Raw genomic sequence first — 19,158 nt, 5'->3', positions numbered from 1 at the left:
TTCGCTTTGTTACGCTTATTTGGGTTTCGAAGCGCCCGGCTGCTTCGGCTCCTTGTGGCCGCCGAAGCCCGCACGCATCGCGGAGAGAATTTTCTCGGCGAAGGTGTGTTCCCTGCGGGAACGGAAACGTGTGTAGAGCGCCGCGGTTAGAACCTCCGCGGGTACGGCCTCGTCGATCGCCGCGTTCACAGTCCAGCGTCCCTCACCGGAATCCTCGACGAAGCCGGAATATTCCGTCAGCGCCGGGCTGTCGGCGAGCGCGGTCGAGGTGAGGTCGAGCAGCCAGGACGGGATCACGCTGCCGCGCCGCCACACCTCGGCGATATCGGCAAGGTCGAGATCGTAGCGATGATCGGGCGGCAGCGCCTCGATATTGGCGTTCTTGAGGATGTCGAACCCTTCGGCATAGGCCTGCATCAGGCCGTATTCGATGCCGTTGTGGATCATCTTGACGAAATGGCCCGCGCCCACGGGGCCTGCATGGATGTAGCCCTGCTCGATGCGGGGATCGCGTCCATTACGTCCCTCCGTGCGCGGAATGTCGCCGGCGCCGGGCGCGAGCGCGGCGAAGATCGGATCGAGCCGGTCGACCACCGGCTTCTCGCCGCCGATCATCATGCAATAGCCGCGATCGAGACCCCAGACGCCGCCGGATGTGCCGACATCGACATAGTGGATGCCGCGCTGCTTCAGCGCCTTGCCGCGGCGGACGTCGTCCTGCCAGAAGGTGTTGCCGCCGTCGATGATGACGTCGCCGTCCTGCATCACGCCTGCGATCGTGTCGATCGTCGTTTCGGTGATGTGGCCGGCCGGCAGCATCACCCAGGCCGTGCGCGGCCGCTCCAGCTTGGCGATGAACTCTTCCAGTGTGGCTGAGCCCACCGCGCCGTCCGCGGCAAGGCCGGCGACGGCCTTGGCGTCCTTGTCGTAGACCACGGTCGAATGTCCCTGGCGCATCAGGCGCCGAACGATATTGCCGCCCATCCGGCCGAGGCCGATCATGCCGAGTTGCATTTGAGAGATTCCCTTAATTCAGCGCGTCGTTGAGCGCCGCATTGAGCGCCGCGAGACCCTTCTTGAGCCCGCCCTTGAGGTGCACCCGGAGCGCCCGCCGGCCGCGCTCGGTCAGCACGTCGAAATCGCCGCGCGCCTGCGCTGCCTTGATCACGCCGAAGCTGGCCTTCTGGCCCGGCACGGCGAGATCCTTGGCATCGTCGGCGGTGATCTGCAGGAACACGCCGCTGTCGGGCCCGCCCTTGTAGGCCTGGCCGGTGGAATGCAGGAAGCGCGGGCCGAACTCGGCGCAGGTCGCGACGTGACGCTTCTCGCGCACGTCCAGCCGCATCGCCTGCAGCGCGTCGATGGTGGCCTTGTCGCGCGCGATGTAGCCGAGCAGGGCGACATAGTCGCCATGGTTGGAGCGGGAGAGATGCGCCCTCAGCCACGACGTGAGGTCGCCGTTGGCGCCGGCCGCGCGCAGTGCCGTGGCGTTGGCCTCGTCGGTGTAGAGATCGGCTTCGTCCGTGCTGACCACCGGCTTCTCCGCGGGGAGCGCGCCGGTCTTCTCGTACGCATTGGTCAACTCGCGGGTCTTGATCTTGGCTGCTTCCACGTCCGGCTGGTCGAACGGGTTGATGCCGAGGATGCTGCCGGCCACCGCTGTCGCCATCTCGAAGCGGAAGAATTCCTGGCCGAGATGGTCGATCGACTTCATGACGATGCGCACGACGGGATGGCCGGCCGCTTCGATCGCGGCAAGCTGCGAGTCGTGCGCGGCGTCCGCTTCGCCCTCGGTGCGGATGTCGATGAAGAAACGGTCGTTGCCGTAGAGCGCGGGCTCGCCGAGCGGCTCGTCGGCGATCGGGATCAGGCCCTTGCCTTCCTTGCCGGTCGATTCCGCGATCAGCTGCTCGGCCCAGGCGCCGAAATCGGCGATCTTGTTCGACGACAGGATCGTCACCTTGTCGCGGCCTTCGAGGCCGGCAAGGCCCATGGCGAGGCCGAGCTGCACGCCCGGGTTCTCAGCCGGCGGCACGTCCGGTCCGCAGGAGCGGGCCATCGCCAGCGCATGCTTGAGCAGGGTCTTGACGTCGATGCCCGCGGTTGCCGCAGGTACCAGGCCGAACGGCGACAGCACCGAATAGCGTCCGCCGATCGACGGCTCGCCATGGAAGATGCGGGCGTAGTTGAGGCTCTTGGCCGCCTTCTCCAGCGACGAGCCGGGGTCGGTCACCGCGATGAAGCGGAAGCCGGTCTTGGCTTTCGGGCCGAGCGCCTGCGCGACGCGCTCATGGAAATAGTCCTTCATCGCGTTCGGCTCGGTGGTGCCGCCGGACTTGCTCGACACGATGAACACGGTGTTGGCGATGTCGATCTTGGCTTCCATCGCCCGCACCTGCGCCGGGTCGGTGGAGTCGAGCACATGGAGCTTCGGGAAGCCGGGCTTCTTCGCAAAAGTCTCGGCCAGCACCTCCGGCCCGAGGCTCGAGCCGCCCATGCCGAGCACGACGGCATCGGAGAATTTCTGGCCCTTCACGCGGTTTGCGTAGTCCTCGTAGTCGGCGACATCGGCCTTGGCGGCGCTGTCGAGCCAGCCGAGCCATTTGTCCTCGTCGGCGCCGGTCCACACGGATTTGTCGCGCTGCCACAGCCTGCGGATCTTGGCGGACGCGCGCCATTCCTCGGTGCTTTTGGCCACAGCCTTGCCGAGCCCGTCGCCGAGCGAGAGAAGCTGGCGGTCGATCGCGGGACCAAGCACGACGGCGCGCTTGTGCGCGACCGCGCCGTAGAGCTTGTCGGCGGCATCCGCAAACTGCTTCACGCCGTCCTTGACCAGCTCCTCGGTGATGGCATCGAGCGAAACACCTGAACGCTCCAGCTCTTCCAGCACGCGATAGGCATCCTCGACATTCTCCTCGAGGCTGTCGCGCAGTTTGCCGTGGTCGCGGAACGCATCGAGCGTCGCGGGCGGCACGGTGTTGATGGTGTTGGGGCCGATCAGCTCTTCGACATAGAGCGTGTCGCGGTAGTCCTTGTTCTTGGTGCCGGTCGAGGCCCACAGCATCCGCTGCGGCCTGGCGCCCTTGGCGGCGAGCTTGTCCCAGCGCGGGCCCGAAAACAGGCGCTTGTAGTCCTGGTAGGCAACCTTGGCGTTGGCGATCGCGACCTTGCCTTTCAGCGCGGCGAGCCGTTCCTTCTCGGATGGATCGTTGGCGCGCGCGATCTTCTCGTCGAGCTGCTTGTCGACGACGCTGTCGATGCGGCTGACGAAGAAGCTCGCCACGCTTGCGACATGCGAGGGTCGCCGCCGCCGGCGACGTATTTTTCGAGACCCGCAAGATAGGCTTCGGCAACCTCGAGGTAGACCGCCTTCGAGAACAGCAGCGTGATATTGATGCTGATGCCGTCGCCGATCAGGGTTTCGATCGCCGGCAGACCTTCCGGCGTCGCCGGCACCTTCACCATCAGGTTCTTGCGACCCACGTCCTTCCAGAGCCGCCGCGCCTCGGCGACCGTGCCTGATGTGTCCAACGCGAGGTAAGGCGAGACCTCCAGGCTGACATAGCCGTCGCCGCCCTTGAGCCGGTCATAGACCGGGCGCAGCACGTCGGCGGCGTTCTGGATGTCCTCGACCGCGACGGCCTCGAACAGATCGGCCACGGTTCGGTCGCCGCGCTTGAGCGCCTTGCCGATCGGGGCGTCGTATTCGTCCGAGCTGCCAATCGCCTTCTCGAAGATCGAGGGGTTGGAGGTGACGCCCTTGACGCCGTCGGAGTCGATCAGTCGCTTCAAATCGCCCTTGGCGATGAAACCACGGGCCAGGAAGTCCAGCCAGACGGCTTGTCCGTGCTTTTCCAGTTCTTTGACGGGATTCATGATGCTTATTTATCTCCAAGCCTGCGGGCGAGGGGTTTCCGCGCCGGTCCTGACGCGCTATCCTGTAGCTTACATGCTCCCGGGAGGGAACCAATCAAGGGTATGAGCGTCATACTGTCAGTGTAACTCCGTCGCGATCACGACGATCCAGGCGGATGCAGCTGTGTTGCGTAAAAGTCGTTGGCCGAACGAAGCGGCCAAGGTCTCGTTCCGTAACAACATCGTGGCTCGGTCGCGAATGGCCATGCTGGGGGAAGGCATGCACGCAGATCGTATACACTCACATCCTATGAACGCACGTCGCGATGGCTTGGCACTCGTCGTCGCCGATTGCCCGCAAGCGGTCGCATCGGCCGTTTGCATCGATGCGTTCCACGATCTCGAAATCAGTCCATGTACGACCCAGCTTCGGCTGCTGGTCGCGGTGGGTTTCGCCATGACACTGCTCAGTGCAACCCTTGCCTTTGACTGGTGGGACAGCCTCGGCGGCTACGACACGACGGTCGGCTATGCCGGCGTCGTTGTGTTCGGTCTGATGACCTGCCGGCTGATCTGGATGCTGCCGGGCGAACGGGGGCCGGTGGTGATCGTCACCCCCTACGGCATCCGCGACCTCCGCATCGGCAATGAATTTCTGCTGTGGGACTCGATCGTCGAGATTTCGGCTGACGAATGCCGCGGGCACAAGATGATCGTGCTGACGCCGACGCCGGCCTTGCTGCGGCAGCTCTGCACCATCCGCACCTCGGCTCGCCGCGCGCACAACGATCGTATCGTCATCCGCCTGGATGGGTTGGCGACCGATTTTGACACATTGTTGAGGGCCTGTCGCGATTGTCATGCTGCCAATCACCAGCGCACCGCATTGCAGCAGGAAGATGAACGCGGCATTCGCGCCTTCGCCGTACAAGCGACATAAGGTTGCCGCGCGCGGACTGCTCTATGCTGCAGTGCCGGATGGACTCGTCCCCCGGTAATGCCCGGATGTTGCGAGCGAGTGACATTTCTTGGAAATGAGCGATGATAGACGCAGATTCGCACAAATAACAGGCATGTGCCTGTTCGTAACTCAACGAGTGCCTACGTTGTGCGTTGCGTGGAGTTGGCACCCGGGTGTCCAATGATCGTCATGTGCTCACGCTGATTCGAGAGTGGCGCTACGGAACGGTCCAGTCGTCGCTGCTTTAGTTCAGTTGTGTAGCGGAACTCACGCGGAGAGGGATCATGTACAACGATTCTTTGTTCAACGCTTTCGCTCGGTCGTTCGAGGCGAGAAGCCAGCACGACATGTCGATGGCGGAATATCTGGAATCGTGTCGAAGCGATCCCATGAAATACGCCAATGCGGCCGAGCGATTACTAGCGGCGATCGGTGAGCCCCAAACGATTGACACGGCCAAGGACCCACGCCTTGGCCGTATTTTTTGAACCGCACGATCCGCACCTATCCGGCCTTCGCCGGCTTCTACGGCATGGAAGAAACCATCGAGCGCATCGTCGGGTTCTTCCGTCACGCGGCGCAGGGCTTGGAGGAGCGCAAGCAGATTCTTCTATCTGCTCGGTCCGGTCGGTGGCGGCAAATCCTCGCTCGCCGAGCGGCTGAAGTCGCTGATGGAAGTGCATCCGATCTACGTGCTGAAAGCCGGCGACGAGCTTTCGCCCGTGTTCGAGAGTCCGCTCAGCCTGTTCGATCCCGATCAGCTTGGCCCGATGCTGGAAGAGAAATACGGCATTCCGCGCCGGCGCCTCACCGGCCTGATGAGCCCGTGGTGCTACAAGCGGCTCGAGGCTTTCGGCGGCGACATTTCCCAGTTCAGAGTCGCAAAAATCCAGCCGTCGCGGCTGCGCCAGATCGGCATCGCCAAGACCGAGCCCGGTGACGAGAACAACCAGGACATCTCCTCGCTGGTCGGCAAGGTCGACATCCGCAAGCTCGAGACCTACGCCCAGAACGATCCCGACGCCTACAGCTATTCCGGCGGCCTCAACCGCGCCAACCAGGGCGTGCTCGAGTTCGTCGAAATGTTCAAGGCGCCGATCAAGATGCTGCATCCGCTGCTCACGGCGACGCAGGAAGGCAACTACATCGGCACCGAGAATATCGGCGCGATCCCGTTCACCGGCGTCATCCTCGCGCATTCCAACGAAGCCGAGTGGGCGAGCTTCAAGTCGAACAAGAACAACGAGGCCTTCATCGACCGCATCTGCGTGATCAAGGTGCCTTACTGCCTGCGGATCACGGAAGAGCAGAAGATCTACGAGAAGCTGATCCAGGGCTCCGAGCTCGCGGCCGCGCCATGCGCGCCCTCGACGCTGGAGACGCTGGCACGGTTCTCGGTGATGTCGCGGCTGCGCAAGCACGAGAATTCCACGACCTATGCCAAGATGCGGGTTTACGACGGCGAGAGCCTGAAGGAATCCGATCCGAAGGCGCGCAGCGTCCAGGAATATCGCGATGCCGCCGGCGTCGACGAGGGCATGGACGGCGTCTCCACCCGCTTTGCCTTCAAGATCCTGGCTGCGACCTTCAACCACGATCCGCAGGAAGTCGCCGCCGACGCCGTGCATCTGATGTACGCGCTGGAGCAGTCGATCAAGCGCGAGCAGCTGCCCGAGGAAGTCGAGAAGCGCTACCTCGAATTCATCAAGGCGGATCTGGCCCCGCGTTATGCCGAGTTCATCGGTCACGAGATCCAGAAGGCCTATCTCGAATCCTACTCGGATTACGGCCAGAACCTGTTCGACCGCTACGTCGACTACGCCGATGCCTGGATCGAGGACCAGGACTTCAAGGATCCCGACACCGGCCAGTTGCTGGATCGCGAACTCTTGAACCAGGAACTGACGAAAATCGAGAAGCCGGCGGGCATCGCCAACCCCAAGGACTTCCGCAACGAGGTGGTCAAATTCTCGTTACGGTCGCGCGCCCAGAACGGCGGCAAGAATCCGACCTGGACCTCCTACGAGAAGATCTCGCGATGTGATCGAAAAGCGGATATTCTCCCAGGTCGAGGACCTGCTTCCGGTCATCTCGTTCGGGTCGAAGAAGGACGGCGAGACGGAGAAGAAGCACGGCGAGTTCGTGGCGCGCATGGTGGAGCGCGGCTACACCGAGCGTCAGGTTCGCCGGCTGGTCGAATGGTACATGCGCGTGAAGCAAGCCGGTTGAGGCGGATGGGAATCAGTGGCCATTCACATCATTGACAGGCGCCTGAATCCAGGCGGCAAGAGTCTCGAGAACCGCCAGCGGTTCTTGCGTCGGGCCAAATCCCTGGTGCAGGGCGCCGTCAAGAAGACCTCGCAGGAACGCGACATCAAGGATGTCCTGGAGGGTGGTGAGGTCACGATCCCGCTCGACGGCATGCATGAGCCGCGGTTCCGCCGTGAAGGCGGGACGCGCGATATGGTGCTGCCGGGCAACAAGAAGTTCGTCGAGGGCGACTATCTCCAGCGCTCCGGCCAGGGCAGTGCCAAGGATTCCGGTCCCGGCGAAGGCGACAGCGAGGACGCCTTCCGCTTCGTGCTCAGCCGCGACGAGTTCGTCGATCTCTTCCTCGACGATCTCGAGTTGCCGGATCTGGCCAAACGCAAGATCGCGCAGACCGAGAGCGAAGGTATCCAGCGCGCCGGCTACACCACGTCGGGCTCGCCCTCCAACATCTCGGTGAGCCGGACCGTGCGGCGCGCGATGGCGCGTCGTATCGCGCTCAAGCGTCCCAGCAAGGACGAGATCGAGGAGCTGGAAGCGGCAATCGCCGCTTGCACGGACGAGGACGAACGGTTGCTAATGCTCGCCCAGATCGAAAAGCTGAAGGCGAAGTCGAAGCGCATTCCGTTCATCGACCCGATCGACATCCGCTATCGCCGCTTCGAGACAGTGCCCAAGCCCGTCGCACAGGCCGTGATGTTCTGCCTGATGGACGTCTCGGGCTCGATGTCCGAGCACATGAAGGATCTCGCCAAGCGGTTCTACATGCTGCTCTACGTGTTCCTGAAGCGCCGCTACAAGCATGTCGAGATCGTTTTCATCCGCCACACCGACCGTGCCGAGGAGGTGGACGAGCAGACCTTCTTCTACGGCCCGGCCTCGGGTGGCACGCTGGTCTCCAGCGCGCTGCAGGCGATGCACGAGATCGTGCGCGAGCGCTTCAGCCCGGCGGACTGGAACATCTACGCCGCGCAGGCCTCCGACGGCGACAATTCCTATTCCGACGGCGAGCTCACCGGCATGCTGCTGACCGACAAGATCCTGCCGGTCTGCCAGTTCTTTGCCTATCTCGAGGTCGGGGAATCAGGCGGCAGCGCCTTCGATCTCTCCGACTCCTCGCTCTGGACCCTCTACGAGCGCTTGCGCAACAGCGGCGCACCGCTCTCGATGCGCAAGGTCAGCGAGCGCAGCGAGATCTTCCCGGTGTTCCACGATCTGTTCCAGCGCCGCGAAACGGTACAGGAGAAAGCTGCTCCATGACGGAAAGATTGTTCGAAGGCGCGGATTGGGATTTTCACACCTTGCAGCGCATCACCGATGCCTGCGAGGAGGTGGCGAAGAACGATCTCGGGCTCGACGTCTATCCGAACCAGATCGAGGTCATCACCGCCGAGCAGATGCTGGATGCCTACTCCTCGGTCGGCATGCCGCTGTTCTACAAGCACTGGTCCTTCGGCAAGCAGTTCGCCTATCACGAGGCCTCCTACCGCAAGGGCCTGATGGGCCTCGCCTATGAGATCGTGATCAACTCCTCGCCCTGCATCTCCTATCTGATGGAGGAGAACACGGCGACGATGCAGACGCTGGTGATCGCGCACGCCGCCTTCGGCCACAACCACTTCTTCAAGAACAATTATCTGTTCAAGCAGTGGACCGACGCCGACGGCATCCTGGACTATCTCGATTTCGCCAAGACCTACGTCATGCAATGCGAGGAGCGCTACGGCCGCACCGAGGTCGAGCGTACGCTGGACGCCGCGCATGCGCTGATGTCGCACGGCATCGACCGCTATCCCGGCAAGAAGAAGCTCGATCTGCGCGCCGAAGAGAAGCGGGCGGGGCGCCGCCGTCAGCACGAGGAGGAGGTCTTCAACGATCTCTGGCGCACGGTCCCCAAGGGCGCCGCCAAGAGCAAGTCCACGCTCAGCCTCGAGCCGCCGCCGCAAGCTGCTCGGCCTGCCGCAGGAAAACCTGCTCTATTTCCTGGAGAAGAGCGCGCCGCGGCTGGCTCCCTGGCAGCGCGAGCTGCTGCGCATCGTCCGCCACATCGCGCAATATTTCTATCCGCAGAGCCAGACCAAGGTGATGAACGAGGGCACCGCGACCTACGTCCACTACCGCATCATGACCAAGCTGCACCAGACGGGCCGCATCACCGACGGCAATTTCCTCGAGTTCCTGCAATCGCACACCAACGTGGTGTTCCAGCCCGAATTCGATGATCGGCGCTTTTCCGGCTTCAATCCCTATGCGCTCGGCTTCGCCATGATGCAGGACATCGAGCGCATCGTGACCAGCCCTGAAGCCGAGGACCGCGAATGGTTCCCCGACATCGCCGGCAAGAACGACGTGATGGGCGTGCTGCGCGACGTCTGGGCCAATTACCGCGACGAGAGCTTCATCGCCCAGTTCCTGAGCCCGAAGCTGATGCGGCAGCTCCGCATGTTCCATCTGCACGACGATCCCGAGGAGCGTGCCGGCATCCGGGTCGATGCGATCCACGACGAGCGCGGCTTCCGCCGCGTGCGGCGTGAGCTGGCGCGGCAGCACGATGTCGGCTACATCGACGCCAACATCGAGGTGGTCGACGTCGATCTCTCCGGCGACCGCCGGCTGATCCTGCACCACCACGTCATCAAGGGCGCGCAGCTCAACGAGACCGACGCCAAGCGGGTGCTCCAGCACCTCGCCGATCTCTGGACCTACGACGTCTCGCTGATCGAGGTCGACGCCAACGACAAGGTCCTGCGCGAATATGTCGTAAGCCCGCGCCCGATCACCGCGGCGGCGTGAGTCCGCCGGCAGCTCCTGGAAGCGCGATGAAATTCCCCCGAGGGCAGTGCGCTCCCTCCCCGCTTGCGGGGGAGGGTTGGGGAGAGGGGGTCTCCGCAGAAAGAGTCCCCCAGAGGAGAGAGCCGCGGGACGATGCTTCGCATCGCCCGGGACGCGCCGACCTCTCCCGCAAGCGGGAGAGGTTAAGGCCAGCCCGCGGCGACCTGGGCGACCAAAATGTTCTAAGTTGGCTGCCTCTTCGCAGACCTCTTCTTGGACCCATTCAGCTCCACCGCCGCACGGATCAGCGCCTTCAACGCCTTCTCATTGATCTTCGCACCCTCGTGAAAATCGATCGCGCGCCGCACATTTCCGTCGAGGCTGGAATTGAACAGGCCGGACGGGTCATCCAGTGCGGCGCCTTTGGCAAACGTCATCTTCACCACGGCCTTGTAGGTCTCGCCGGTGCAGATGATGCCGTCGTGCTCCCACACGGGAACGCCGCGCCATTTCCATTCCTCGACGACATCAGGATCGGCCTGCTTGATCAGGTCGCGAATGCGCGTCAGCATTTCTCCGCGCCAGTCGCCGAGCTCCTTGATCCTGCCGTCGATCATCTTGGCGGGCGATGCACTGCCAGCCTTCGTCGCCGTACGTGTCCTTGCCGTGGCAGCTTTTTTCATGATCGCCCCGTTCACGCGTTGCTGCGGCGGCCGAGATGGGGCAGCGCGAACAGATAAAGCCCGGTGATCAGCAGCGGGATCAATGGAACGAGCGCCAGGAAGCCGATCCATGGAGCCTGGATCTGCACAATCATGGCGACGATGTTGGCGATGACGGCGAGCGTGAAAGCCATCGACAGCCAGCGATGGATCTGTCGCATCCACATGTTCGAACGCATCGGGACCTCCTCTGAGAAATAATTGCAATAAACGCCGGTCGAGCTACTCGGCCCGCGCCAGCAGCTCGTCCAGCTTGGCGAGAAATTTCTTCCAGCCGGCATGCGCGCCGCCATAGGCCTGCTTCTGTGTCGGGCTGAAGCCCGCTTGCTCGACGCGCAAGTGAGTGCCCGCGCCCGTCGGGGTGAGCGTGAAGGTTACCACGCTCTTCAGATCGAAGGCCGCGTCCGCATGCGAGAAGTTCCAGGTGTAGGCGAGCATGCGCTGCGGCTCGACGGCGAGCACCTCGCAGTCCAGCACGCCGCCCCATTCGCCGCGAAGGTTGAAGCGATGACCGACTGAGGGCTTGAAGTCGTTCTTCATCAGCCATTCCTCGATCAGATGCGGCTGCGTCAGCGCGCGCCAGATCCGCTCCGCCGGGACGGCGAATTCGCGCTCGATCACCACGGAGCGCATCTCGGCTGCGGCTTCTGTCATTGGTCCATCCTCTTCAGGAGATCGTCGAGCGCATCGAGCCGGTTCTGCCAGAACCCGGCCATCTGGCTGGTCCAGTCGATCAGCGGATTGAGCGCACCGGGCTGCGCGCTGTAGTGGGTTTGCCGTCCCTCGTGGCGGTCGCGGACGAGGCCGGCCTGCTTCAGCGCGCCGAGATGCTTCGACACCGCCGGCTGGGAAACGCCCGATCGCGCTGTCAGCGCCCCGACCGTCTGCTCTCCCTCGCGGCAAAGCCGCTCGAAGATCGCCCGCCGGGTCGGGTCGGCGAGCGTCCGGAACAGAAGGTCGGGAGCGGCGGACATATGGAATCCATAACCATTCAGTTATGGATCAATTCATAACCGTTGAGTTATGGGTAAGTCAAGTGATGCGCGATGCCTTCGGCAAACCCTCACGGCCGCAGATACAGATACCCCTGCGACTGCAGCTCGGCCAAACGGACCACGCCGCCTTTCTCCGCGCTGACGAAGCCGGGCAACAAATCCGTCAACGTGACGTTCTGCGCCTTCATCGTGTTGCCGCAGGCGGCGAGCTCGACGCCGTCTCCGGAGAAATCGACGACGCGCTTGCTGATATCGGGGTTGGCCTGCGCCGCGTGAAATGCCTTCAGCGCGGGGCCATGGATCACCAGCGCGAGCGTCACATGGTCGGGCCCGCCGACGCCGTCGATGTGGTTCTGGATGTTACCGAGCACGAAATTGACCTTCTCGGCGTCGCTGAGGTGATAGACCACCCTGAGCTTATTGCCCGCGCCGGCTTCCGTTGCGGCCTGGGCACGCGAGACACCGAACGCCGCGCCGAAGGCAGACACAGCGCTCCACAGCATGTTCCGGCGGTTCATGGCGATCTCCTCGATTGAGCCCGACTTCGCCGGAGACATATCATTTATGGCGGAGCGCGGCGAGTTCCTCGCGGTCGGTTACCAGCGAGGCACACTCGCCGATGCCGGTGCGGTCGAGGCGGAAAATCCCGTCGTCGGCGCCGGCGACCAGCGATTGCTCGGCTTCGTCATCCGGCTTGTTGTTCTGCCAGACCCTGACCCGCTCGAGCCGCACGATCGCCGATTTGTCGTCCTTCGAAAGTGCGACGCCGATGCCGCCGCCCTCGCAGTCGACGCCGCAGCCGAGGCGAACCTCGTTGCCGTCCTTGGTAAACACGACATGGCTGCACGAGCCGCTGGAGTCGAAATCGCCGGAGCGATGGCGATATCTGAAGCCGAGCCGGAAGGAATTGTGGAGCTGCTTGTCCTCCGTGTCGCGTTCGGCCGAGACCAGCAGTTTCATGGCGGCAACTTTCTGCTTTGGATGCCGTGCCAGGTGCTCGGTATCGTAGCGGCGCACGAAGCAGGCATAGGCCTTGCTGCCGGGCGCTCCCGCATACATTCGCGTGTTGAAGCTGTCCGCCTCGGCCTGGCCCGCAGTGCGGATGTCGTCGCCGTCTTCGGCCCGGGCGGCGCCGACGCAGGCGGCAAGGACAAGCGGAAGGATAAGGGCAAATTTCATGATCGTACCGGACGCGTGAACGGCCCGCCTCGGGACGGCGGGGGACCGACTAGGCAGTTCGTCGCAGGCCGGTCTCCCTGCGTTCACGTTTGAATGCTTCGCACGCCTACGGGAAGCCCCGCGCAAGGTTCCAGTATTAAGACCTGAGAAGGAGGGGCGCTCTTAAACCCCAGGTTGTTGCAAAAGACTGGTGGCGGTCGAACATGTCCGTAAGTCAGAACTTGCCCAACGTCACGATTGGCTATTCCCGGGGACGGCTGCTGGTGATTTTCGGCGCCTGCCTGCTGCTGACGCTGCTCTGTGGCGGGCTCGCCTTCACCTGGCAGGAAGGCAAGGGCGCCACCACGTTCGAGCTCGCTGCCTGCTATATCGGCGCGGTGTTTTTCGGCCTTGCCACCTGCAGGATGCTCTGGAGGCTGGCCACCGCCAGGGCGCCGGTGGTCTTCATCAGCCGTGTCGGCATTCGCGACACCAGGCTCGCCGACGAGACCATCGCCTGGAGCGCCGTGCGGAAGATACAGATCTGGGACCAGCGCGCGCAGAAGTGTGTGGTGCTCAAGGTCGATCCCCTTGTCGCCAAGCGATTCGCCGGAGGATTCCTGACGCGCGTCTTGATGAGCAAGGCGCTTGGCACTGACGGCGTGGTCGTCAATGCCGGCGGCCTGACCATGGACCTCGGGACATTGCTCGAGACCTGCAAGCAATATTGGGGCGCCGGACGACCCGCCCATTTCGACGACGATGCTGTACCGGAGCCTGAGGCCGAGCAGCCCGAGCCTGTCAGCTAGGACACACCAGCCGACGCCTCAGCGCAGGCTGGCGTTGAACTTGTCCAGCGCCGCCGAACCCGGGCACAGCATGTCCGCTTCCAGTGTGTTGAGCGGCGTCTCGACCGTGTTGAGATGCGTGTGCAAATCGTCCGCGTCGGGATCGACGTAGAGCAGGCCGGTGACGATCTGGCCTTTCGCGGCGTGCCTCGCGAGGAAGGTCTGGGCCCCCAGCCGGTCGTGCGGATCGTAGTCCGCGTCGATCTTGCGCAGCGCGATCTTGCTGCCGTCATGCTGCTCGACCACCTGCACCGTGCCCGGCGCATAGTCGACCGCGATCGGATCGCGGCCGACCAGCACGTCGAGCCGGTTCACGGCGTCGTTGTGCTCGCGGACATAATCGAAACTCTTGGTCGAACCGGCGTGGTTGTTGAAGGCGATGCAGGGGCTGATGACGTCGATGAAGGACGCGCCCTTGTGGCCGATCGCGGCTGCGATCAACGGTACCAGCTGGGTCTTGTCGCCGGAGAACGAGCGAGCGACGAAGGTGGCCCCGAGCTGCAGCGCGATCGCGACGAGGTCGATGGCGTTGTCGGTGTTGGTGACGCCCTTCTTGGACTTCGAGCCGCGGTCGGCGGTCGCCGAGAACTGGCCCTTTGTCAGGCCGTAGACGCCGTTGTTCTCGACGATATAGGTCATGTTGACGCCGCGCCGGATCGAGTGCGCGAACTGGCCGAAGCCGATCGAGGCGGAATCGCCGTCGCCGGAAACGCCGAGATAGATCAAATCGCGGTTGGCGAGGTTGGCGCCGGTCAGCACGCTGGGCATGCGGCCGTGTACGGTGTTGAAGCCGTGCGAGTTGCCGAGGAAGTAGTCCGGCGTCTTCGACGAGCAGCCGATGCCGGAGATCTTCGCCACCCGGTGCGGCTCGATCGACAGCTCGTAGCAGGCCTCGATGATCGAGGCCGTGATCGAATCGTGGCCGCAGCCGGCGCACAGCGTCGAGATCTTGCCCTCGTAGTCGCGGTGGGTGTAGCCGAGCTCGTTCTTCTTGAGGCCCGGATGATGGAATTTCGGCTTTGCGATGTAGGTCATGACACGGCCTTGCGGAGCGGAGTCACCTTGAGGTGATCCTGATGGTCGCCAATGGCTTTTGCGATGTAGCGGGCGGTGATGGGGGTACCGTCGTAATGCACGATCGGCACGAGCCGCACCGGATCGATGCCGTTCTCGTTGACGATCAGCTGACGCAACTGGCTGTCGCGGTTCTGCTCGACGACATAGACGAAGTCATGCTCGGCGAGGAAGCTCGCCACGCTGGAGTGGAACGGGAAGGCACGGATGCGCAGGCGGTCGAGCTGATGTCCGCGCGCCTCCAGCAGTCCGATCGCCTCGTCCATCGCGGGGGAGGTCGAGCCGAAATAGATCACGCCATATTTGGTCGGCCGTTCCGCGTTGGCTTGCAGCGGCCGTGGCACGAGATCCTGCGCGGTCTCGAACTTACGCACGAGACGCTGCATGTTGTCGGCATAGACCGAGCCTTCCTCGGAGTAGCGCGCATAGCGATCACGCGACGTGCCGCGGGTGAAGTACGAGCCCTTGGTCGGATGCGTGCCGGGATAGGTGCGGTAGGGGATGCCGTCGCCGTCGACGTCGAGGTAGCGGCCGAAGTCGCGGCCCTGGTCCAGCATCTCCGCGGTCATCACCTTGCCGCGGTCATACTGCTTGGAATCGTCCCACTTCAACGGACGGCTGAGCCGGTGGTTCATGCCGATGTCGAGGTCGAGCATCAGGAAGATCGTGGTCTGCAGCCGTTCGGCCAGATCGAAGGCGGCCGCCGCGAACTCGAACGCTTCGGCCGGATCTTCCGGGAACAGCAGCACATGCTTGGTGTCGCCGTGCGAGGCATAGGCGCAGGCGATGATGTCGCATTGCTGGGTCCGGGTCGGCATGCCCGTGGAGGGGCCGGCGCGCTGGATGTTCATGATCACGGCGGGGATCTCGGCGAAGTACGACAGGCCGATGAACTCCGTCATCAGCGAGATGCCGGGGCCGGAGGTCGCGGTGAACGCGCGCGCGCCGTTCCAGGAGGCGCCGATGACGATACCGATGGAAGCCAGCTCGTCCTCGCCTTGCACGATCGCGTATTTCGCCTTGCCCGTTTCAGGGTCGTGCCGGAATTTCTTGCAATGGGCGGTGAAAGCCTCCGCCACTGACGAGGACGGCGTGATCGGATACCAGGCGCACACCGTGGCGCCGCCATAGACGGCGCCGAGCGCGGCGGCGCTGTTGCCCTCGATGAAGATGCGGTCGCCGACCTTGTCGGACTTCTTGATCCGCAAGCCGAGCGGACATTTCAGGTTCTGCAGCGCCCAGTCGCGGCCAAGATGCAGCGCGTGAACGTTGGAGGAGAGCAGCTTCTCCTTGCCCTTGTACTGCTCGCCGATCAGCTGCTCGATCAGCTTCGGGTCCATGTCGAGCAGCGCGCTGAGCGCGCCGAGATAAATGATGTTCTTGAACAGCTGGCGCTGGCGCGGATCGGTGTAGGTCGAGTTGGTGATCGCGGTCAGCGGAACACCGATCACGGTGATGTCGTCGCGAAATTTGGTCGACGGCATCGGCTTGGTGGAATCGTAGAACAGGTAGCCGCCGGGCTCGATGCCGGCGACGTCCTTGTCCCAGGTCTGCGGGTTCATTGCCACCATCATGTCGACACCGCCGCGGGCGCCGAGATGACCGTCCTCCGTCACCCGCACCTCGTACCAGGTCGGCAGACCCTGGATGTTGGAGGGGAATATGTTGCGCGGGCTTACTGGTACGCCATGGCGCAGGATCGCGCGCGCGAACATCTCGTTGGCGCTGGCCGAGCCCGAGCCGTTGACGTTGGCGAAACGGACGACGAAGTCGTTTACGCTGCTGAGCGGCTTTTTGTCGGACATGTCGAACCTGCGTGAGTCATTTCGATGAGATATTTCTGCATGTCCCAGGCTCCGGTGGGACAACGCTCGGCGCACAGCCCGCAATGCAGGCAGACATCCTCGTCCTTGACCATGACGCGCCCTGTCTTGAGGTCGCTGGAGACGTAAAGGTCCTGGTCCGGATGCAGCGACGGCGCCTTCAGGTGCTGGCGCAGATCGGCTTCCTCGCCATTTTGCGTGAAGGTAATGCAATCCATCGGGCAGATGTCGACGCAGGCGTCGCACTCGATGCAGAGCGAGGTCGAGAATACGGTCTGGACGTCGCAGTTCAGGCAGCGCTCGGCCTCCCCGAGCGCGAGCTTGACGTCGTAGCCGAGCTCGACCTCGGTGCGGATGTCCTTCAGCGCGATCACCTTGTCGCGATGCGGCACCTTGAAGCGCTTGTCGTTGGAGATGTCGTTGTCATAGCTCCATTCGTGGATGCCCATCTTCTGCGAGGAGATGTGCACCTCCGGCAGCGGCCGCTCCGTGATGTCCTCTCCCGAGAGCAGCTTGTGGATCGACAGCGCGGCGTCATGGCCCTGCGCCACCGCCCAGATGATGTTCTTCGGGCCGAATGCGGCGTCGCCGCCGAAGAAGACCTTTGGATTGGTCGAGACGAAGGTTTTCGGATCGACCTTGGGCATGTGCCATTTGTCGAACTCGATGCCGCAATCCTGCTCGATCCAGGGGAAGGCGTTCTCCTGGCCGACCGCGACCAGCACGTCGTCGCATGCGATGGTCTGGTCCGGCTCCCCCGAGGGAACGAGATTGCGGCGGCCCTTGGCATCGTATTCGGCCTTCACCTTCTGGAAGGTGATGCCGGTCAGCTTGCCATTGTCGTGGACGAAGGCGACGGGGACGAGGAAATTGAGGATCGGAATGTCCTCGTGGAGTGCGTCTTCCTTCTCCCACGGCGAGGCCTTCATCTCCTCGAAGCCGGATCGCACGATGACCTTGACGTCTTCGCCGCCGAGCCTGCGCGCGGTGCGGCAGCAATCCATCGCGGTGTTGCCGCCGCCGAGCACGATGACGCGCTTGCCGATCTTGTCGGTGTGGCCGAACGAGACCGATGACAGCCAGTCGATGCCGATGTGGATGTTGCCGGCCGCCTCTTTCCGGCCGGGAATGTCGAGTTCGCGTCCGCGCGGGGCGCCGGAGCCGACGAAGATTGCGTCATACTTCTCCGCCAGCAGAGCCTTCATGCTCTCGATGCGGTGACCGCCTTTGAACTCGACGCCGAGACCCAGGATATAGCCCGTCTCCTCGTCGATGACGGAATTGGGCAGGCGGAATTTCGGGATCTGGGTGCGCATCATGCCGCCGGCTTCCGGATCGCCGTCGAACACCGTGCAGTGATAGCCGAGCGGCGCGAGATCGCGCGCCACCGTCAGCGAGGCCGGGCCACCGCCGACGAACGCGACGCGCTTGCCATTCTTCGCTGCGGGCCGCGGCAGGCGATGCTTGATGTCGTCCTTGAAGTCAGCGGCGACACGCTTGAGTCGGCAGATCGCGACCGGCGTCTCCTCGACGCGTCCGCGGCGGCACGCCGGCTCGCAGGGACGATCGCAAGTGCGTCCCAGAATTCCTGGAAAGACGTTCGATTTCCAATTGATCATGTAGGCGTCGCTGTAGCGGCCTTGCGCGATCAGTCGGATGTATTCGGGAACGGGTGTGTGCGCTGGACAGGCCCATTGGCAATCGACCACTTTGTGAAAGTAGTCGGGGGCCGCAATATCGGTCGGTTTCATTCCTACCCTGTCCGCGCAGGCTCAAGGACCCCGCGGCCTTTTCTTGAGCTTGGCGAACGCTAACGCGCGTTGATCTGGTTTCTGAATGACGTCATTGGGTTAGCTTATTAGAACAGTTCCGAAGTACAACGGCAAATTTTCGCGATCACAGCCTTTCATGGGAGCTGCGCGCGCACAGCATTAACGCCGCGCGCGACATGCGTGCGGTGCAATATGTTGCGCTGCGGATGGATGCGCTATCCGTGCGCGATATCGCTCTTCGCGAGATCCCACATCAGGCTGTAGGTGCCGACGGAGATGGGAAGCGGGAAGGGCGCTGCAGCAGGGCCGGTGAAGCGTTCGGCGATGACGGCAGAGACTGCGCCGACATGCGTGCCGTCGATCAGCACGAACCAGTCGCGTGCGCCTTCGTTGCGCGTCGCCGGAATATCCGCCGTTGCGCCGGATAATTCCGGCTCGCTCTCGAGCAGATGCATCGAGATGATGCCCACGTGCGTCTCGGGCGCCAGCTTTTCTTGCAGTGCATCACGCCATGCCCCTGCGTTGTCCGCTGTCGGCCGCAGCCGCACCAGGCCGAGCGCGGCGCCGCGGCCGGTGCCGTTGCTGACGGTGATGCGCGCGACCACGCGCAGCATGTTCTTGAAATGCGCCATGGTCCGCCGTGACCATTCGGTCTGGTTGGCGAGCCGCGCCCGATAGGCCGGGCTGTCGAGCACGTCGAGCGTCGCGGTCGAATACAGCGAGAGATATTTGGGATCGGCCGCGTGCGCGACATAGCGCCGCGCCTCGAGGAATCCCTCGATCGCGACGCGCTCTTCCAGATGCTCGCGATCGTACCAGCGGTTGAAATCGGGCTCATTGGCTGCGTCGATATTCATCGACGTCAGCAGCATGCCTTTCCCGGCGAGCGGCATTTTGTTGTTGTCCTTGT

General features: G+C 63.4%; 14 protein-coding genes and 3 pseudogenes. 5 read left to right on the top strand and 12 right to left on the bottom strand.

The features are described 5' to 3' along the window. Window positions 1–15: 15 nt before the first annotated feature. Together gnd and ACQ86E_RS07345 are read right to left on the bottom strand one after the other, a co-directional pair. On the bottom strand, window positions 16–1,014 hold the full coding sequence (gene gnd, locus ACQ86E_RS07350) for a phosphogluconate dehydrogenase (NAD(+)-dependent, decarboxylating) (RefSeq protein ID WP_431204845.1): 999 nt from the start codon (window positions 1,012–1,014) through the stop codon (window positions 16–18). A gap of 13 nt (window positions 1,015–1,027) precedes the next feature. Then, window positions 1,028–3,876 (bottom strand): annotated as a pseudogene (locus tag ACQ86E_RS07345) (bifunctional transaldolase/phosoglucose isomerase). A 238-nt stretch (window positions 3,877–4,114) separates the two neighbouring features. On the opposite strand from ACQ86E_RS07345, the gene ACQ86E_RS07340 reads away from it, so the two are divergent. The 4 genes and pseudogenes from ACQ86E_RS07340 (at window position 4,115) to ACQ86E_RS07325 (ending at window position 9,877) form a co-directional block, all read left to right on the top strand. Beyond that, window positions 4,115–4,795, top strand: coding sequence for an STM3941 family protein (locus ACQ86E_RS07340; RefSeq protein WP_431204844.1), 681 nt, complete (start codon window positions 4,115–4,117; stop codon window positions 4,793–4,795). Window positions 4,796–5,100: 305 nt separating this feature from the next. Continuing rightward, window positions 5,101–7,045: pseudogene (locus ACQ86E_RS07335) on the top strand (PrkA family serine protein kinase). Between the two features lie 21 nt (window positions 7,046–7,066). Continuing rightward, complete coding sequence (locus ACQ86E_RS07330; protein WP_431206418.1) at window positions 7,067–8,344, top strand: YeaH/YhbH family protein; 1,278 nt, start codon at window positions 7,067–7,069, stop codon at window positions 8,342–8,344. Continuing rightward, window positions 8,341–9,877, top strand: a pseudogene (locus ACQ86E_RS07325) (SpoVR family protein). Before ACQ86E_RS07330 ends, ACQ86E_RS07325 begins: the two are co-directional and overlap by 4 nt. A 221-nt stretch (window positions 9,878–10,098) precedes the next feature. Here ACQ86E_RS07325 and ACQ86E_RS07320 read toward each other — a convergent pair. From ACQ86E_RS07320 to ACQ86E_RS07295, 6 genes are all read right to left on the bottom strand, one after another. Beyond that, window positions 10,099–10,539 carry a DUF1801 domain-containing protein gene (locus ACQ86E_RS07320; RefSeq protein ID WP_431204843.1) on the bottom strand — a complete coding sequence of 147 codons (441 nt, stop codon included), beginning with the start codon at window positions 10,537–10,539 and terminating at the stop codon, window positions 10,099–10,101. An 11-nt stretch (window positions 10,540–10,550) separates the two neighbouring features. Further along, window positions 10,551–10,757, bottom strand: a complete 207-nt coding sequence (locus ACQ86E_RS07315; protein WP_431204842.1) for a hypothetical protein — start codon at window positions 10,755–10,757, stop codon at window positions 10,551–10,553. A 43-nt stretch (window positions 10,758–10,800) separates the two neighbouring features. Then, complete coding sequence (locus ACQ86E_RS07310; protein ID WP_431204841.1) at window positions 10,801–11,232, bottom strand: SRPBCC family protein; 432 nt, start codon at window positions 11,230–11,232, stop codon at window positions 10,801–10,803. Then, window positions 11,229–11,552 carry an ArsR/SmtB family transcription factor gene (locus ACQ86E_RS07305; protein ID WP_354086168.1) on the bottom strand — a complete coding sequence of 108 codons (324 nt, stop codon included), beginning with the start codon at window positions 11,550–11,552 and terminating at the stop codon, window positions 11,229–11,231. The genes ACQ86E_RS07310 and ACQ86E_RS07305 overlap by 4 nt, the downstream gene beginning before the upstream one ends. A gap of 89 nt (window positions 11,553–11,641) precedes the next feature. After that, on the bottom strand, window positions 11,642–12,091 hold the full coding sequence (locus ACQ86E_RS07300) for a DsrE family protein (RefSeq protein WP_431204840.1): 450 nt from the start codon (window positions 12,089–12,091) through the stop codon (window positions 11,642–11,644). 40 nt (window positions 12,092–12,131) lie between these two features. Continuing rightward, window positions 12,132–12,752 (bottom strand): hypothetical protein, encoded by a 621-nt coding sequence (locus ACQ86E_RS07295; RefSeq protein WP_431204839.1) that lies wholly within the window; start codon window positions 12,750–12,752, stop codon window positions 12,132–12,134. A gap of 203 nt (window positions 12,753–12,955) precedes the next feature. Between ACQ86E_RS07295 and ACQ86E_RS07290 the strand changes: the two genes are divergently transcribed. Next, on the top strand, window positions 12,956–13,540 hold the full coding sequence (locus tag ACQ86E_RS07290) for an STM3941 family protein (protein WP_431204838.1): 585 nt from the start codon (window positions 12,956–12,958) through the stop codon (window positions 13,538–13,540). 18 nt (window positions 13,541–13,558) lie between these two features. Here the strand turns inward: ACQ86E_RS07290 and ACQ86E_RS07285 are convergent, their stop codons facing one another. The 4 genes from ACQ86E_RS07285 to ACQ86E_RS07270 form a co-directional block, all read right to left on the bottom strand. Continuing rightward, window positions 13,559–14,614: a 2-oxoacid:ferredoxin oxidoreductase subunit beta gene (locus ACQ86E_RS07285; RefSeq protein WP_431204837.1), complete on the bottom strand. Its 1,056-nt coding sequence runs from the start codon at window positions 14,612–14,614 to the stop codon at window positions 13,559–13,561. Beyond that, window positions 14,611–16,458: a 2-oxoacid:acceptor oxidoreductase subunit alpha gene (locus ACQ86E_RS07280; RefSeq protein ID WP_431204836.1), complete on the bottom strand. Its 1,848-nt coding sequence runs from the start codon at window positions 16,456–16,458 to the stop codon at window positions 14,611–14,613. The genes ACQ86E_RS07285 and ACQ86E_RS07280 overlap by 4 nt, the downstream gene beginning before the upstream one ends. Next, complete coding sequence (locus ACQ86E_RS07275) at window positions 16,428–18,227, bottom strand: FAD-dependent oxidoreductase (protein ID WP_431204835.1); 1,800 nt, start codon at window positions 18,225–18,227, stop codon at window positions 16,428–16,430. Before ACQ86E_RS07275 ends, ACQ86E_RS07280 begins: the two co-directional genes overlap by 31 nt. 236 nt (window positions 18,228–18,463) lie before the next feature. Continuing rightward, entirely contained in the window at window positions 18,464–19,141 is a 678-nt protein-coding gene (locus tag ACQ86E_RS07270; protein ID WP_431204834.1) for a hypothetical protein, read from the bottom strand. Between the last annotated feature and the right edge of the window lie 17 nt (window positions 19,142–19,158).

The sequence above is a fragment of the Bradyrhizobium betae genome, from assembly GCF_050632175.1.
GTDB classification, from domain to species: Bacteria; Pseudomonadota; Alphaproteobacteria; order Rhizobiales; family Xanthobacteraceae; genus Bradyrhizobium; species Bradyrhizobium betae_B.
Note: the sequence above shows the minus strand (reverse complement) of the source record. Positions and strands in the feature narration are given on the sequence as shown.